Annotated in this window: 12 protein-coding genes and 1 riboswitch; of the genes, 4 read left to right on the forward strand and 8 right to left on the reverse strand. The window is 72.7% G+C overall.

Going from position 1 to position 16,545, the window contains the following annotated elements; genetic code table 11:
* Positions 1 to 21: 21 nt before the first annotated feature.
* The 3 genes from AC3IYI_RS31370 to aroD all read right to left on the reverse strand — a co-directional run bounded on the left by AC3IYI_RS31370 (position 22) and on the right by aroD (position 4,734).
* Complete coding sequence (locus tag AC3IYI_RS31370) at positions 22 to 1,392, reverse strand: phospholipase D-like domain-containing protein (RefSeq protein WP_489406838.1); 1,371 nt, start codon at positions 1,390 to 1,392, stop codon at positions 22 to 24.
* Positions 1,393 to 1,529: 137 nt separating this feature from the next.
* On the reverse strand, positions 1,530 to 3,749 hold the full coding sequence (locus AC3IYI_RS31375) for a terpene synthase family protein (protein WP_489406839.1): 2,220 nt from the start codon (positions 3,747 to 3,749) through the stop codon (positions 1,530 to 1,532).
* Positions 3,750 to 3,996: 247 nt separating this feature from the next.
* Positions 3,997 to 4,734, reverse strand: a complete 738-nt coding sequence (gene aroD / locus AC3IYI_RS31380; RefSeq protein WP_489406840.1) for a type I 3-dehydroquinate dehydratase — start codon at positions 4,732 to 4,734, stop codon at positions 3,997 to 3,999.
* Positions 4,735 to 4,975: 241 nt separating this feature from the next.
* Between aroD and AC3IYI_RS31385 the strand changes: the two genes are divergently transcribed.
* A complete protein-coding gene (locus AC3IYI_RS31385; protein ID WP_489406841.1) occupies positions 4,976 to 5,197 on the forward strand; it encodes a hypothetical protein in 222 nt (73 codons plus the stop codon).
* 54 nt (positions 5,198 to 5,251) lie between these two features.
* Here AC3IYI_RS31385 and cobN read toward each other — a convergent pair whose 3' ends face one another.
* A complete protein-coding gene (cobN, locus tag AC3IYI_RS31390) occupies positions 5,252 to 8,869 on the reverse strand; it encodes a cobaltochelatase subunit CobN (RefSeq protein WP_489406842.1) in 3,618 nt (1,205 codons plus the stop codon).
* Positions 8,870 to 8,922: 53 nt separating this feature from the next.
* Positions 8,923 to 9,026: riboswitch (cobalamin riboswitch) on the reverse strand.
* 333 nt (positions 9,027 to 9,359) lie between these two features.
* Here cobN and AC3IYI_RS31395 point away from each other — a divergent pair.
* From AC3IYI_RS31395 to AC3IYI_RS31405, 3 genes are read left to right on the forward strand one after another with little or no spacing between them, the layout of a single operon-like run.
* The gene (locus tag AC3IYI_RS31395) at positions 9,360 to 10,748 is read left to right on the forward strand and encodes a cobalamin biosynthesis protein CobG (RefSeq protein WP_489406843.1); all 1,389 of its coding nucleotides are present in this window, start codon (positions 9,360 to 9,362) and stop codon (positions 10,746 to 10,748) included.
* The gene (locus AC3IYI_RS31400) at positions 10,745 to 11,392 is read left to right on the forward strand and encodes a precorrin-8X methylmutase (RefSeq protein ID WP_243338785.1); all 648 of its coding nucleotides are present in this window, start codon (positions 10,745 to 10,747) and stop codon (positions 11,390 to 11,392) included. Before AC3IYI_RS31395 ends, AC3IYI_RS31400 begins: the two co-directional genes overlap by 4 nt.
* Entirely contained in the window at positions 11,389 to 12,876 is a 1,488-nt protein-coding gene (locus tag AC3IYI_RS31405; RefSeq protein WP_489406844.1) for a precorrin-2 C(20)-methyltransferase, read from the forward strand. Before AC3IYI_RS31400 ends, AC3IYI_RS31405 begins: the two co-directional genes overlap by 4 nt.
* An 88-nt stretch (positions 12,877 to 12,964) precedes the next feature.
* Here the strand turns inward: AC3IYI_RS31405 and AC3IYI_RS31410 are convergent, their stop codons facing one another.
* The 4 genes from AC3IYI_RS31410 to cbiE all read right to left on the reverse strand — a co-directional run bounded on the left by AC3IYI_RS31410 (position 12,965) and on the right by cbiE (position 16,337).
* Positions 12,965 to 13,321, reverse strand: a complete 357-nt coding sequence (locus AC3IYI_RS31410; RefSeq protein WP_489406845.1) for a hypothetical protein — start codon at positions 13,319 to 13,321, stop codon at positions 12,965 to 12,967.
* Positions 13,322 to 13,541: 220 nt separating this feature from the next.
* Positions 13,542 to 14,303: a cobalt-precorrin-6A reductase gene (locus AC3IYI_RS31415; protein ID WP_489406846.1), complete on the reverse strand. Its 762-nt coding sequence runs from the start codon at positions 14,301 to 14,303 to the stop codon at positions 13,542 to 13,544.
* Positions 14,293 to 15,042 carry a precorrin-4 C(11)-methyltransferase gene (cobM, locus tag AC3IYI_RS31420; protein ID WP_243338795.1) on the reverse strand — a complete coding sequence of 250 codons (750 nt, stop codon included), beginning with the start codon at positions 15,040 to 15,042 and terminating at the stop codon, positions 14,293 to 14,295. The genes AC3IYI_RS31415 and cobM overlap by 11 nt, the downstream gene beginning before the upstream one ends.
* Positions 15,039 to 16,337 (reverse strand): precorrin-6y C5,15-methyltransferase (decarboxylating) subunit CbiE, encoded by a 1,299-nt coding sequence (gene cbiE / locus AC3IYI_RS31425; protein WP_489406847.1) that lies wholly within the window; start codon positions 16,335 to 16,337, stop codon positions 15,039 to 15,041. Before cbiE ends, cobM begins: the two co-directional genes overlap by 4 nt.
* Positions 16,338 to 16,545 lie beyond the last annotated feature (208 nt).

Below are 16,545 nucleotides of genomic sequence, written 5' to 3' on the forward strand. Positions count from 1 at the left end.
GTCGGCCCCTGGCCGGTCCTGCTACAGGGCTCCGCCGTACTGGGCCTCCGCGATCGCGGCGGCGCGCTGCTCGCGGAAGTTCAGCACGTAGGCGTCGTGCACCGTCGAGCTGTTGTATTTCAACAGCGCCTCGTCGTTGCTGGTGAGGGCCATGCCGGTGTAGGTGTGGCTGCCGGTGAAGATGAGCTTCTGGTCCTTCGCGCCCTTGTAGGAGCCCTCGATGAGCAGGTATTTGGTGTGGCCGGCCGTTCCGGAGACCTGGGGGTCGGCCGGGTTCTTCAGGTCGTCGTTGCTCAGACGGTGGAGGGAGATCTTGCCCTTCTCAGTCGTCCTCGTGAGCCAGTAGGCCGTCTCGCGGTGCACACCCTCCGCTTCGTAGTCGGCGAGCTTGCCGTAGACGACGTCGACGAAGCAGCCGGCGTTGGCCAGCTTCCAGAGCTTCTCGGCCACGACCGGCCGGGAGATGTGACCGTTGGCGATGCGGATCACGGTACGGCCGTCGGCCGTTCCGTGGCCGCCGGTGTTCCCGTAGCAGACCGGGGCAGTGGTCCCGTCGGGGTTCGTCACAGGGGTCTCGACCATGCTCAGGATGTTCTCGACGACGTCCGTCTTCGCGGCGGGATCCGTCGAGTTGCGCGGGAAGAAGTAGCCCTTGGCCAGCCCCGCCTCCACGTCGATCGCCAGGTTGTCGACCCGCCCGGAACCGTCCGGCAGCGCCTGCGACGCGGCCAACAGGTCGAAGTAGCGGGTGTAGCCGGCGTGCAGGACCCCGTTGTCGGCGACGGTCATGGCGTCGTTCCAGGCGGACTCGCGGTCCCACGTGGTGAGGTTGCCCGAGGACTGCAGGACGACGTTGTCGACCGGCTTGCCCTTGTCGGGAAAGCCGGAGCCGGTGGTCCGGGAGAAGAGGAAGAACTTGTTGTGGTTGACGCCGCCCGTGCCCTTGGCCAGGCACGGCTGGTTCGCGGCGCACACCCTGAACCAGGACGTGCCGTACGTCTCGCCCGCGGGCGGGGTCGCCGCGAAGGCTGCGGTCAGCTTGTCCCTCACCGTCGCACCGGAGCCGGACATCCAGGCCTCGGTGATGCTGTCGTCGTCGACGAGGACCTGCACGTTCACGTTTCTGCGGTGCGCCGCCGCGAGCTGATCCGCGAGCCAGCTCGATCCGAACAGGTACAGCGATATGCGGATGTCCGATCCGCTCTGGGCGCCATTGACGAGGCGGCCGAGCTGGCTGAGGATCGCGCCCTGTTCGGCTGTCGTGCCCTTGGGCTTGTTGAAGACGGGGCCGGTGGTCACGTACGTCGTCGTGTCCTCGGCAGAGGCGGACGGAGCGCCCACCGTCAGGAGGCCCCCGATGAGCAGGGCCGTGAGGATTCTCTTTCTGATCACGCGGGCCACTTTACGAGGGGCATACACCGCGTGATTCTCCGGGAGCCGCGGAGCGGGCGTGGCGGGGGCGGGCAGGGGGTCCCCCCGGACGGAGTCCGAGGGAGGACCGCCCCCGCCGCGGGATCAGCGGTCCGCGCTCAGCCGGCGGGCAGGGAGATCCGTGCGGCCGACATGCCGAAGCCGGCGCTGAGGACGCCGGTGGAGATCCCGTCACCCAGCCGATGCACGTCCTCCTCGCGGTAACGCTTCACCTTCTGGTGCCAGTTGAGGATCGCGGCGAGCCAGTCCTGCAACTCGGTGACGTAGGTGTCGAGCCCGGCCCGCGCCCCCGCGTCCAGCTTCCAGTCCTCGTAGAGCAGCGGTAGCTGGTTGGCGACGATGTGCTCGAACTCCTCGGTGCGCTGCGTCATCAGCGAGTGGCAGATGTGCAGGGCCTCCTCGTAGCCGATGTCGAAGAAGTTGCGGGTGACGAGCACGTAGTTGTGCACCTCGCCCTCGACCTCCACCTCCTTCTGGTACGAGAAGATGTCGTTCATCAGGCAGGCGGCGTCGGCGGCGGCGTTCTCCAGGGAGCGGATGGTGCCGGAGGAGTAGATCTCCTCGGGGATGCCCCGGCCCGCCTGGCCGAGCCGGCACAGGTACATGGTGAGGTAGGTGCCGAAGGTGCGGCGGCGCATCTCCGCGTAGTCCACCGGGTCCGGGATGCGGTTCAGGATCTGGTTGTCCACCTCCCACAGCCAGCTCTCCAGCATGTCCACGAGGGTGGCCCGGAACTCCGAGCGCACGGACGGGCTCATGCCCTGGCTGGTGCGCACCCAGAGGTCGCCGAGGGCGCGCTCCATCGCGGTGGCGGGCAGGGCCTGTTCGGCGTGGTCCACCGGGACCATGGCGACCAGCCGGGCGTGGGTGGCCTTGGCCGCCGACAGGTTCTTGGCCTGCGCGAAGACCACGGGGTAGTAGTCGTCCCCGTACGTTCCCCAGGTGAGCCAGGAGGCGTTGAGGGTCAGGGCCTCGGGGGTGGCGTCGGGGTCGAGGCCGGCGGAGCAGAGCGCGAAATCGTAGCCGCGGAGCTTCTCCTCGGTCCAGATCGCCGAGCCGGGGTCGCCGGGCTGGGGGTCGAGGAGGCCCATCTCCCGGGCCCACGCGACGGATTCCTCGCGCGCGCGGGTGCGGTACGGGCTGAGGGTGAGCGGGAACGGCATGTAGATGTCCGGGACGACGGACGGGCCGGTGCGCTCGAAGGGGACGTGGGTGAAGGAGCGCTTGCGCAGTTCCAGGGAGCGCGGGGTGAGGATCGAACGGAGGTCGAGCGCGGTGGTGCCCAGGCCCGAGGGCATGAACGGCAGGGTGAGCGGCGCGGTGGCCCGTGCCTCCTTGTTCATGTAGCGGCTTGAGACCATGTGCCACTCGTGGCCGCCGGACTGCCAGTCCTGGAGCCCCTTGGCGTAGGCGAGGACGGCGGCGATCTCCGCCGGGTTCATGGCGTGGTCGGCGAAGAGCTGGGGGAGTTCGGCGAGGGCGGTCTGCTCGAACTGCTGGAGCCGGGAGGTGAGGAGGTCGTTGGAGGCCTCGGCGGCCTCCTGGGTGGTGCAGTCGAGGAAGGTCTCCAGCACCAGGATGGCGTTGGAGAGTTCGCCTTCGTCGGAGACCTCGCGCTGGTAGGAGAAGATGTCGTTCCTGATGTGCACGGCGTCGGAGAACGCGTCGCGCAGCACGCCGAGGGGGCGGGAGTGCGCGACGCGCGCCGGGACCTCCGCGGAAACGTACTCGATGAGCCCGGCCGACCAGGGGGCGCCGCCGACCTTGCGGCGCATCTCGATGTATTCGAGGGGGTTGGAGACCCGTCCGATGTTGATGTTGGCGAGTTCCCACATCGACTCGTCGAGCAGGTTCTTGGTGGACAAGGAGAACCGTTCCCGCCAGTCCATCGACATGGCCGGGACGGTACGGGCCCACAGGTCGGCGAGTCCCGCCTCGACGGGGTTGGTGGCCTCGGGGAATCCGTCGGTAAGGTCCATCGGCATGAAGGCGCCGAGCCGGTCGAGGTAGGCCTTGGCGCCCGCACGGTCCTGGGAGCGCTTGTACATCTCCAGGAAGTGGTCGTCGAAGAAGAACACCCACACGTACCAGTCGGTGACCAGGGACAGCGTCTCGCTGCCGCAGTCGGGATGGGTGTACGAGCAGAGCAGGGCGTAGTCGTGCGAGTCGAGGTCGCGCTCCTCCCAGACGCCGGAACCTTCCAGCATCCCGAAGTCGCGGGCCCACTTCTTGGTGTGGACCCTGGCGTCCTCCAGGTGGGGGTTCAGTCGCGCCGGATAAGGCACATAGAAATCCGGCAGTTGAAACGGCTGCGTCACGGCAGGGTGGGCCTTTCATCTGACTGTCTCGTTGGTTCCTCACGAGATCAGCAGGGCACTACCCGTGTTGCCGGTGGGATAAGGGGGAGTTCACTTCATCAGGTGACGTGTGTGCCGTTCTGTGGCGGATGGGGCTGCTGACCGGTAGGGAGACGGGGGAGGCGGCGTGTTCCTCCCCGGCCTCCCTCCCCGGCGTCCTTCCCCGCCCCCCGCCGTTGGCGCGTCGGTGGCGCGTCGGTGGCGCGGCTCAGGCCTCCGCGGACTTCCGCTCGTCGAACGCCGGGTAGAACTTGCGCAGCAGGCCGAAGGTCTCGGGGAAGTCGAGCTGGCCCGGGGCGGAGCTGGCACCGAAGAAGGAGTACGTGATCCGCGACCCGAGGGCGGGGAAGAAGACGCGCGAGACCGCTCCGGCCTCGCCCATGGCGATGACGATCAGCCGGGTGTCCTCGGCTCCGGCGCGCAGCAGCAGCGAGGCCAGCCGTCGGACGTCGCCCTCGGACCGGACCATGGTGGACACCTTGACCACATCGGCGCCGGCGCTCTTCGCGTCGTCGATGACCGTCTGGAGTTCCTCGGTGTCCGGGGTGAATTCGAAATTGTGATAGGAGACGAGCGCCACCGTGTCGTGCCGGTGGGCGGCCTCGATCACCTCGGAGAGGATTTCCCCGGAGGAGAGCTCGATGTCCACGGCCTGGACCTGAGGGGCGAGCGCGCAGAACAGTTCGAGCCGCTGCGCCTCGGTGCCCTTCCAGTCGCCGCCTTCGCGGGCCGACCGGATGGTGGCCAGTACGGGCAGTGTCTTGAACGCGTCCACCTGCGCCAGGACATGGGCCGTGTCGGTCGCCGCGTAGCGGTCGACGCGCAGTTCGGCCACGTCGACGCCGGCGCTCTTCGCGGCGTGTGCGCGCGGCTCGGTCTCGCTGTCGTCGAAGCTGACGGCCACCAGCGGAATCCCGCCGTCGAGAAGCGCCCGCAGTGAATTCATTTCTTGGTCACAGCCTTTTCGGTTCCGATATCCGACGCGAAGTTCAGGGTGAACGGGGCGGATTATACGTGGAATCGGTAAGGGGGATGCGGGCCGCCCGCCCCTCGGTCGGGGGTGGGGGGCGGGGAGAGGGGAGCGCTCGACGCACCCGGAGGTGCTGGTGTCGCAGCGCGGGATGCTTGTCCGATTGTTCTAGGTTTGATCCATAGGTGCACATTTCGGCGTTCCTGGAGGGACACCCATGGCGATCGACCTCGACAAGGTGCTGGACAAGGCGTGGGCCGACAAGCCGCTCGCGGAGGTGCTCGCGGCTCCGGTCGCCGCGCTCAAGGGCGTCACCGACAAGGACGGTGAGCTGCTGCAGGAGGCCTTCGGCGTGAAGACCGTCGCAGATTTCGGCCAGCTGAAGTACGTGCGCTGGGCGCAGGCGCTGGTGGCGCTGAACCAGACCGCCAAGGTGTAGTCACCCGGCGGGCCTCCCGAGGGCATGCGCCCCGGGAGGCCCCCCGAGTCGTGGTCAGTCGCTTTCGCCCTCGAGGTTGCCCTCCGTGTCCAGGTACACCTGGCGCAGCGCCTCCAGGACCTGCGGGTCCGGCTTCTCCCACATGCCGCGGGACTCCGCCTCCAGCAGCCGCTCCGCGATCCCGTGCAGGGCCCAGGGGTTGGCCTCCTCCAGGAAGGCGCGGTTCTCCGGGTCCAGGACGTACGTCTCGGTCAGCTTGTCGTACATCCAGTCCGCCACCACGCCGGTCGTGGCGTCGTAGCCGAAGAGGTAGTCGACGGTGGCTGCCAGCTCGAAGGCCCCCTTGTAACCGTGGCGGCGCATCGCCTCGATCCACTTCGGGTTCACGACGCGGGCGCGGAAGACGCGGGAGGTCTCCTCGACCAGCGTGCGCGTCTTGACCGTCTCGGGCCGGGTCGAGTCCCCGATGTACGCCTCGGGGGCCGTGCCGCGCAGGGCGCGGACGGTGGCCACCATGCCGCCGTGGTACTGGAAGTAGTCGTCGGAGTCGGCGATGTCGTGCTCACGGGTGTCGGTGTTCTTCGCCGCGACCGTGATCCGCTTGTAGGCGGTCTCCATTTCCTCGCGCGCCGCGCGGCCTTCCAGGCCCCGGCCGTACGCGTACCCGCCCCACACCGTGTAGACCTCCGCGAGGTCGGCGTCGGTGCGCCAGTCGCGGGAGTCGATCAGCTGCAGGATGCCCGCGCCGTACGTGCCCGGGCGTGAGCCGAAGATACGGGTGGTGGCCCGCCGCTCGTCCCCGTGCACGGCCAGGTCGGCCTGCGCGTGGGCCCGTACGAAGTTGTCCTCCGCGGGCTCCTCCAGCGAGGCCGCCAGCCGTACCGCGTCGTCCAGCAGGCCGATGACGTGCGGGAACGCGTCACGGAAGAAGCCCGAGATGCGCAGGGTCACGTCGATGCGCGGACGGCCGAGCTCCGCGAGCGGGATCGGCTCCAGGCCGGTGACGCGGCGCGAGGCCTCGTCCCAGACCGGGCGGACGCCGAGCAGCGCCATGGCCTCGGCCACGTCGTCGCCCGAGGTGCGCATCGCGCTCGTGCCCCACAGGGACAGGCCGACGGAGGCGGGCCATTCGCCGTTGTCCGTGCGGTAGCGGGTCAGGAGGGAATCGGCCAGGGCCTGGCCGGTCTCCCACGCGAGGCGCGAGGGGACGGCCTTGGGGTCCACCGAGTAGAAGTTGCGGCCTGTCGGCAGCACGTTGACTAGACCGCGCAGCGGGGAGCCGGAGGGGCCGGCCGGGACGAACGCGCCGTCCAGGGCGCTGACCACGTGGGCGATCTCGTCGGTGGTGCCGGCCAGCCGCGGGACGACCTCGCGGGCCGCGAAGTCCAGTACGGCCGCCACGTCCGCCGAGTGTCCGGCGGCGACCGAAGCCACCGCCTCCGGGGCCCAGTTCGCGTCCTCCATCGCCTGGACCAGTGCGCGGGCCGTCTCCTCCGCCTCGTCGGCGGTGGTGCGGGTGGCCGCGGACTCGTCGAGGCCGAGCGCCTCGCGCAGACCGGGCAGGGCCGTCGTACCGCCCCAGATCTGGCGGGCGCGCAGGATGGCCAGGACCAGGTTGACGCGGGCGTCGCCGGTCGGGGCGCCGCCCAGGACGTGCAGGCCGTCGCGGATCTGGGCGTCCTTGATCTCGCACAGCCAGCCGTCGACGTGCAGGAGGAAGTCGTCGAAGCCGTCGTCGTCGGGGCGCTGCTCCAGCCCCAGGTCGTGGTCCAGCTTCGCGGCCTGGATCAGGGTCCAGATCTGGGCGCGGATGGCCGGCAGCTTCGCCGGGTCCATCGCGGAGATCTGGGCGTACTCGTCGAGGTGCTGCTCCAGGCGCGCGATGTCGCCGTACGACTCCGCACGCGCCATCGGCGGCACCAGGTGGTCGACCAGGGTGGCGTGCACCCGGCGCTTGGCCTGGGTGCCCTCGCCCGGGTCGTTGACCAGGAACGGGTAGATGAGGGGCAGGTCGCCGAGCGCGGCGTCGGGGGCGCAGGACGCCGACAGGCCGGCGTTCTTGCCCGGCAGCCACTCCAGGTTGCCGTGCTTGCCCAGGTGGATCATCGCGTCGGCGCCGAAACCGCCGTCCTCGGAGCGGGCCTGGATCCAGCGGTACGCGGCCAGGTAGTGGTGCGAGGGCGGCAGGTCCGGGTCGTGGTAGATCGCGATCGGGTTCTCACCGAAGCCGCGCGGCGGCTGGATGAGGATGAGGAGGTTGGCGCGCCGCAGGGCGGCCAGCACGATGTCGCCCTCGGGGTTGGCCGAGCGGTCCACGAACATGTTGCCCGGGGCCTCGCCCCAGTGCCGCTCGACGCTCTCACGCAGATCGGCCGGGAGCTCGGCGAACCAGCGCTTGTAGTCGGCCGCCGGGATGCGGACCGGGTTGCGGGCGAGCTGCTCCTCGGTGAGCCAGTCCTGGTCGTGGCCGCCGGCCTCGATCAGGGCGCGGATCAGCTCGTCGCCGTCGCCGGAGACCAGGCCCGGGACGTCCTCGACCGGGCCGAAGTCGTACCCGCCCGCGATGAGCGTGCGCAGCAGCTCCACGGCGCTGGCCGGAGTGTCCAGGCCGACCGCGTTGCCGATGCGGGAGTGCTTGGTGGGGTACGCGGAGAGGACCAGGGCGATCTTCTTGTCGCGGCGCTCGATGTGGCGCAGGCGCGCGTGGCGCACGGCGATCCCGGCCACGCGGGCGGCCCGCTCGGGGTCGGCGACGTAGGCGGGCAGGCCGTCCTCGTCCAGCTCCTTGAAGGAGAACGGGACGGTGATCAGGCGGCCGTCGAACTCCGGGACGGCGACCTGGGTGGCGGCGTCGAGGGGGGACAGGCCCTCGTCGCTCTCCTCCCAGGCGGACCGGGAGCCGGTCAGGCACAGGGCCTGCAGGATCGGCACGCCGAGAGCGGCCAGCGCGCCGGCGTCCCAGGACTCGTCGTCACCGCCGGCGGAGGCGGTGGCGGGCTTGGTGCCGCCGGCGGCCAGGACGGTGGTCACGATCGCGTCGGCGGACTCCAGCTGCGCGATCAGCTCCGGCTCCGGGGAGCGCAGGGAGGAGACGTAGAGGGGGAGCGCCTGGGCGCCGTGGGCCTCGATCGCCTCGGAGAGGGTGTGCACGAAGGCGGTGTTGCCGCTCATCTGGTGCGCGCGGTAGTAGAGCACCGCGATCCGGGGGCCCTCGGTGCGCTGCGGGGCGCGCTCCAGCGGGCCCCACGTGGGGGAGGCCGCCGGGGGCTCGAAACCGTGGCCGGTGAGCAGCACGGTGTCGGAGAGGAAGCGGGCGAGCTGCTCCAGGTTGGCCGGGCCGCCGTGGGCGAGGTAGCCGTGCGCCTCGGCGGCGATGCCGATCGGGACGGTGGAGGCTTCCATCAGCTGGGCGTCGGGGGCCTGTTCGCCGGTCAGGACGACCACCGGGCGGGTCTGGCCGGGGGCCAGGAGCAGGTCGAGGCCGTCCTGCCAGGCGCGGAGTCCGCCGAGGAGGCGTACGACGACCAGGGTGACGCCGTCGAGGAGACCGGGGAGGTCGTCGAGGGGAAGGCGGGAGGGGTTGGCGAACCGGTACGGGACGGGAGCGTCCCCGGCGTTCGCTGCGCGGGCGCTGAGCAGATCGGTGTCGGACGTCGACAGCAGCAGGATCATGCGGCGGCAGGCCTTCCTCGGGGTTTCCGCGCCCCGGGCAGTGAGGACGGCGGGAGTTCCTGACTCATCCGGTGCGGCTCGCTGCCGCGCGGATTCACAGTGGCGGGACCGCGCCGGATTCGCACCGGGCTTCCTCCCATGTCGCCGTCCTCGGCGATGGCGGGCCTGTTGGCCGCCTGGGACTCATCTTAGGGGGCTGGTGAGCGGGGGTCTTGGGGCGGGTCCGGGGCCGGGGCGTGGGGGTGGGCGTGGTCGGGTGCGGCGCCGCTGCCGGGGCTCTGCCCCGGGCCCCGCGCCTCAAACGCCGGCGGGGCTGGATTCGGCGGGCGCCGACCGGGTGGGAGGGGGCGGGCGTCGGTGGGCCTGGATTCGGCGGGCGCCGGCCGGGTGGAAGGGGTCCGGGTGTCGGTGGGGGTTGGTCGGAGGTGGCTGGTTCGGGGTGGTGATCGACACAGGGGGTGGGCGCAGAATCGTGGGTATGCTCGCCGCCATGCCCACGCCCCCCTCCGCCGCAGCGCGGGACGAACCCGTCATACGGGATCGCGGCGACGCCTGCCCCGGCGCGCTGCGCCTGCATGCCGCCGATGACGGGTACCTGGCGCGGGTCCGGATCCCGGGGGGTCTGCTGACCGGCCGGCAGGCCTCGGTACTGGCGCTCGCCGCCGACCGGTTCGGGGACGGGCACCTGGAACTCACCTCGCGCGGGAACGTGCAGCTGCGCGGGCTCGCCGAAGGCTGCGGCGCGGGGCTGGCGGAGCTGCTGGACGGGGCCGGACTGCTGCCCGCGCCGAGCCACGAGCGGGTACGGAACATCGTGGCGACCCCGCTGTCGGGGATCCTGAGCCCCGAGCGGCCCCATGTGACCACCTGGGTCGGGGAATTGGACCGGCTGCTGTGCGCGAGCACCCGAGCGGCGGCCCTGTCCGGACGGTTCCTGTTCGCCATCGACGACGGGCGCGGGGACGTCGCCGCGCTCGACCCCGATGTCACCGTGCTCGGCGGACCGCGGGGCCGGGCACTGGTCCGGCTCGGTGCGGCCCCGGGCGCGGTGGAGGTGGACGCCCCCGACGCGCCCCGGGCCGCGCTGCTCGCGGCCCAGTACTTCCTCGACTCCGCGGACGCCGCCGGCACCCGCGCCTGGCGGGTGTCCGAACTCCCCGCCGAACACGCCCTGAATGCCAGGGAGTTCGCGGTACGGCTCGGATCGGCCGGTATCGCGGCGGCCGTCGTTCCCGAGGTGGCCTGGCCCTACGCGCCGCCGCCCAGGCCGTGGGGACCCGGCACCGGCGACCGGACGCCGCTGTGCGTCCTGCCCCCGCTGGGCCGGCTCACCGCCGACCAGTGGCGGGTCCTGGTGGGCGTCGCCGGGGGAGGCGACGGTGAGCTGCGGATCACCCCGTGGCGCAGCATCGTCCTGCCCCGCGCGAGCACCCGGCGGCCCGTCGACGGCTACGCGCAGCTCGTGGCCGCCGGCCTGTCCGTCGCGCCCGACGGCCCCTGGGAGTCCGTCACCGCCTGTACCGGGCGGCCGGGCTGCGCCAAGGCGCTGTCCGACGTACGCGCCGACGCGCGGGCCGTCGTAGACGCGGATGGTGCGGGTGGTGCGGGTGGTGCGGACCGTGCGGATGGTGCGGATGGTGCGGACCGTGCGCCCGGTGCGCACGGTGAGGCGCCGGCCGGGCCCGCCGGCGCGCCCGTGCACTGGTCCGGGTGCGAGCGCCGGTGCGGGCATCCGCGCGGCGCGGCCTGGGTCGACCTCGTCGCCACCTCCGACGGGTACCGGCTCGACGGGCGCCCGGTGCCGTCCCACGAACTTGCCCAGGCCGTCGCCGACGCGCGCCGCCAACCCCGAGTGTCCGAAGACGCAGTGAAGAAATGAGCGAGTACACCGTGTTTGAGTACGAGAAGGACGGCGCCGAGATCTACCGCCAGTCCTTTGCCACGATCCGCGCCGAGGCGGACCTTTCCGGGCTGCCCGCCTCGGTCGCCCAGGTCGCGGTGCGCATGATTCACGCCTGCGGGATGACCGACCTGACCCGGGACCTGGGCTACTCGCCCGAGGTCGTTCTGCGGGCGCGCGCCGCCCTGGAGGCCGGAGCGCCGATCCTGTGCGACGTGCAGATGGTCGCCAGCGGGGTCACCCGCAAGCGGCTGCCCGCCGACAACCAGGTGATCTGCACCCTCTCCGACCCGGCCGTGCCGGAGCTCGCGGCGAAGATGGGCACGACGCGCAGCGCCGCCGCCCTCGAAGTCTGGCGCGACCGGGGCCTGTTGGAGGGATCGGTGATCGCCGTCGGGAACGCGCCGACCGCGCTCTTCCGGCTGCTGGAGATGATCGAGGAGGGCGCCCCGCGCCCCGCCGCGGTCATCGGCGTCCCCGTCGGCTTCATCGGCGCCGCCGAGTCCAAGGACGCCCTCGCCGAACACCCCTCCGCCCTCGACCACTTGATCGTCCGGGGCCGGCGCGGCGGCAGCGCCATGGCCGCCGCCGCCGTCAACGCCATCGCGAGCGTGGCCGAATGAGCGCCGGACGGCTCTACGGAGTGGGGCTCGGGCCCGGCGACCCCTCGCTGATGACGCTGCGCGCCGTCGAGGTGATCGCGGAGGCCGACGTGGTCGCGTACCACTCCGCCCGCCACGGCCGCTCGATCGCCCGCTCCATCGCCGCGAAGCACCTGCGCGACGACCACATCGAGGAGCCGCTGGTCTACCCGGTCACCACCGAGACCACCGACCACCCCGGCGGCTACCAGGGCGCGATGGAGGAGTTCTACGAGGCGTCCGCCGCCCGGCTCGCCGTCCACCTGGACGCCGGCCGCACCGTCGCCGTGCTCGCGGAGGGCGACCCGCTCTTCTACAGCTCGTACATGCACATGCACAAGCGGCTCTCCGGCCGGTACGAGACCGAGGTGATCCCCGGGGTGACCTCGGTGAGCGCCGCCGCCGCACGGCTCGGCACGCCGCTCGTCGAGGGCGAGGAAGTGCTGACGATCCTGCCCGGCACCCTCTCCGAGGAGGAGCTCACGGCCCGCCTCGCCGCCACCGACTCGGCGGTCGTGATGAAGCTCGGCCGCACCTTCCCCGCCATCCGGCGGGCCATGGAGAACAGCGGCCGGCTCGCCGAGGCGCGCTACGTGGAGCGCGCGACGATGGCGGGGGAGCGGACCGGAGTCCTGGCGGACACCGACCCCGCATCCGTCCCCTACTTCGCCGTCGCCGTGGTGCCCAGCCGGATCGGGAACCCGGGCAGCGTGCCGTCCGGACCCGGCGAGGTCGCCGTCGTCGGCACCGGCCCGGCCGGGCCGCTGTGGCTGACCGCCGAGACCCGGCGGGTGCTGGCCGACGCCGAGGTGCTGGTCGGCTACACGACGTACCTGGACCGGGTGCCCGTCAAGCCGGGCCAGATCCGGCACGGCTCGGACAACAAGGTCGAGTCGGAGCGCGCCGAGTTCGCCCTCGACCTCGCCCGGCGCGGCAAGCGGGTGGCCGTGGTCTCCGGCGGCGACCCCGGGGTCTTCGCCATGGCCACCGCCGTCCTGGAGGTCGCGGGGCAGCCCGAGTACAAGGACGTGCCCGTACGGGTGCTGCCCGGGGTGACGGCCGCCAACGCGGCGGCCGCCGCGGCCGGAGCCCCGCTCGGCCACGACTACGCCACCATCTCCCTCTCGGACCGGCTCAAGCCCTGGGAGGTCATCGCGGAGCGGCTGCGCGCGGCCGCCGCGGCCGATCTCGTACTGGCCCTGTACAACCCGGGCTCGCGCAGCCGGAACTGGCAGGTGGCCCGCGCCCGCGAACTGCTCCTGGAGCTACGGGCACCGCAGACCCCGGTGGTCGTGGCGCGCGACGTGGGCGGGCCGGAGCAGTCGGTCCGGATCGTCACGCTGGCCGAACTGGAGCCGTCCGAGGTGGACATGCGGACGATCCTGCTGATCGGCTCCTCGCAGACCCAGGTGACCGAGCGGCCCGACGGGTCGCGGGTGACCTGGACCCCGCGCCGCTACGGCTGACCGCTGCCGGCGGTTCGGGTGAACCGGCAGGAGCCCCGGGGCGGTTGACCGCCCCGGGGCTCCTGCCGGTTCCAGGAGGCTCCGGCCGCTAGCCGGGGTTCGCCTCGAAGCTCACGGAGCGGACCAGGAGGTCGTCGCGCGCCGGGTTTCCGTGCGCCCGCAGCCTCCACTCGGCGCCCTGGCAGTTGGCATCCGCGTAGACGACGACGGCGGAGTCCGTGTCGTTGTGCGGGCCGTAGCCGGGCTGTACCTCGTCGTCGCCGACGGCGTGGAGGTTGATGCACTTGCCGCTGTGCGGGTCGTGCAGGGTGACGTGCTGCTCCTGCCCGTATCCGTCGACGTACTTGTAGTGGAAGTAGCCTTCGGCGGCGAGGGCCGAGCCGGGCAGCGACAGGACCAGGGCGAAGGCCGCCATGGCAGCGGCGGCGGTGGTACGGAGCTTCATGAGGGAGTGGATCCCTTTCCGTGGGGGCGGGTCGGGCAGTGCGGGCACGACCCTAGGAGGGCTCCGAACGGCGAATCGATCCTCCGCGATCCCTCGGCGTGGCGAGCTCGGCGGGGCCGGACCCGGATCCCGGGCGGCGGCCCGAAGCACTCAGCCCGCAGCACTCAGCCCGCAGCACTTAGCCCGCAGCACTCAGCCCGCAGCCCTCGCCTCTCGGCTCTCAGCCGGACAGCCAGGTCCGGACTTCGTCCACCGAGCCGGTCTGCGGGACGCCCCGCGGTATCGGCGGGCGGCGGACGACGAGGACCGGGATGCCGGCCTCGCGGGCGGCGGTGAGCTTGGGTGCGGTGGCCGAGCCGCCGCTGTCCTTGGTGACCAGGAGGTCGATGCGGTGGCGGGCCAGGAGGGCCCGCTCGTCGGCGAGGGTGAACGGGCCGCGGGCGAGCAGCACTTCGAGGCGCGGCGGAGCGGGCGCGTCCGGGGGATCCACCGAACGCACCAGGAACCAGGGCTCGGTGAGGTGCGCGAAGCTATGCAGTCCCATCCGGCCGGTCGTCAGGAAGAAGCGGGTGCCGAGCCCGGGGAGCAGCGCGGCAGCCTCGGTGAGGGAGTCCGCGAAGTGCCAGTCGTCTCCGGGGCCCGGGGTCCAGCCGGGGCGGCGCAGCGCGAGGAGGGGTACGCCCGAAAGGGCCGCGGCCCCGGCCGCGTTGAAGCTCATCCGCTCCGCGAAGGGGTGCGTGGCGTCGACCAGGTGCGTGACCCCGTGGGCGGCGATCCAGGCCGCCAGCCCGTCGGGCCCGCCGAAGCCGCCGATCCGGGTCTCGCCGGGCGGGAGTACCGGGGACGCGACCCGGCCGGCCAGTGAGGTGGTCACCCGGGGGGAGTCCGGGGCGGCGGCCAGTGCCTCCGCGAGGCGGCGGGCCTCCGTGGTGCCGCCGAGGATCAGGACGTGCGGACCTGGGCCGGCCGGATCAGCAGACATGCCGGTCGCGCTCGGCGGAGTACAGGTGGCTGTCGCGGAACTGCTCGGCGCCCAGGGTGCGGCCCACCAGGATGACGGCCGTGCGGACCAGCCCGGCCTCCTTCACCTGGGCGGCGATGTCGGCCAGCGTCCCGCGCAGGATCAGCTCGTCGGGGCGGCTGGCCATCGCGACCACCGCCGCCGGGCACTCGGCCCCGTAGTGCGGCAGGAGTTCGTCCACGACCCGGTCCACGTAGCGGGTGGCCAGGTGCAGCACCAGGAGCGCCCCGCTGCGGCCCAGGGTGGCGAGGTCCTCGCCGGGCGGCATCGGCGTGGCCTGCTGGGAGATCCGGGTCAGGATCACGGTCTGGCCGACGGTGGGGACGGTCAGCTCCCGCTTCAGCGCGGCGGCCGCCGCGGCGAAGGCGGGGACGCCGGGGACCACTTCGTAGGGGATGCCGGCCGCGTCGAGCCGGCGCATCTGCTCCGCGACGGCGCTGAAGACGGAGGGGTCGCCGGAGTGGAGCCGGGCCACGTCCTGGCCGGCCGCGTGCGCGCGGACGCACTCGGCGATGATCTCGTCGAGGTTCAGCTGCGCGGTGTCGATCAGGCGGGCGTCCGGCGGGCATTCGGCGAGGAGCTCGCGCGGGACCAGGCTGCCCGCGTAGAGGCAGACGGGGGCGGCGGCCAGCGTCCGGGCGCCGCGCACCGTGATCAGGTCGGCGGCGCCGGGGCCCGCACCGATGAAGTACACGGTCATCTCGTCTGATCCACCATTTCGGGGTCGGGCTGGTCCGGCTGGACTGGCGAGTGGGGCGGGTACGGCTTGGTGATCGTCCACTGGGTGACGGGCATCGCCTGGCGCCAGCCCGTGAAACCGCCTACCGGTACGGCGTGCGCGACGGCCAGTTTCACCAGCTCGCCGCCGTGGCGCCGGTAGCGGTCGGTGAGGACCGCCTCCGACTCCAGGGTCACCGTGTTGACCACGAGCCGGCCGCCGGGGGCCAGCGCCTCCCAGGCCGCGTCGAGCAGGCCCGGCGCGGTCAGGCCGCCGCCGATGAACACCGCGTCGGGAGCGGGCAGCCCGGCGAGCGCGTCGGGTGCGGAGCCGGTGACCACGCGCAGGGCGGGCACGCCGAGGGCGGCCGCGTTACGGGTGATCCGCGCGGCCCGTTCCGTCACCCGCTCCACGGTCACCGCCCGGCAGGAGGGGTGCGTGCGCATCCACTCGATGCCGATGGAGCCGGAGCCGCCGCCGATGTCCCACAGCAGTTCGCCGGGGGCGGGGGCGAGGGCGCACAGGGTGGCGGCGCGGACGTGGCGCTTGGTGAGCTGGCCGTCGTGCTCGTAGGCGGCGTCGGGCAGGCCGGGGGTCGCGCCGAGCCGGGGGGCCTGGGCACGGGGGTCGCGGCGGCAGTCGACGGCGATCACGTTCAGGGGGTCGCCGGGCGGGTGTTGCCAGGTCTGGGCGAGACCCTCGTACGTGTCCTCGTGCTCGGAGCCGAGCTGTTCCAGGACGCGCATCCGGCTGGGGCCGAAGCCCCGCTCTCGAAGCAGAGCGGCGATCTCGTTTGCGGTCAGTGCTCCGGCGCTCAGCACCAGGACCCGGCGGCCCTCGTACAGCGCGGCCGCGAGCCGGGCCACCGGGCGGCCGACCACGGTGACCACCTCGGTGTCCTCCACCGGCCAGCCCAGGCGGGCGCAGGCGTAGGAGACGGAGGAGGGGTGCGGCAGGACGTGCAGGGCGCCGGGGCCGAGCTCCTCGGACAGGGCGCGGCCGATCCCGTAGAACATCGGGTCGCCGCTGGCCAGCACCGCGATGCGGCGGCCCGCGTGCTCCGCCATCAGCTTCGGCACGGCCGGGCGCAGCGGGCTGGGCCACGCGACCCGGGCGCCGCCGCATTCCCCGAGGGGGAGCAGGTCCAGCTGCCGGGGCCCGCCGATCAGCACCTCGGCGCCGGCCAGCGCGGCCCGGGCGGGGGCGGTCAGCCCGTCCCAGCCGTCGGCGCCGAGGCCGACGACCGATACGGGTACGGGGGGCGGTGCGGAGCTCACTGGGTGGACCTCGGGGTACGGGAAGCGGGTGGACCAGCAGCCTACTGGGCCCGCCCCGGCCCCCCGGCGGGCGGGCCCCAGGGCCGGTCCCGGCCCCTGGCGCGGGGGCCGCGCCGCATGCACTGGCGGGGCCGGATAGCCGTGTCGTGCCGTGCCGTGCCGGGTCGGCCGTGCGGCGCCGCCGCCGGGGGCCGGCCCCCGGGCGCCT

It is taken from the genome of Streptomyces sp. GL_148, assembly GCF_057834205.1.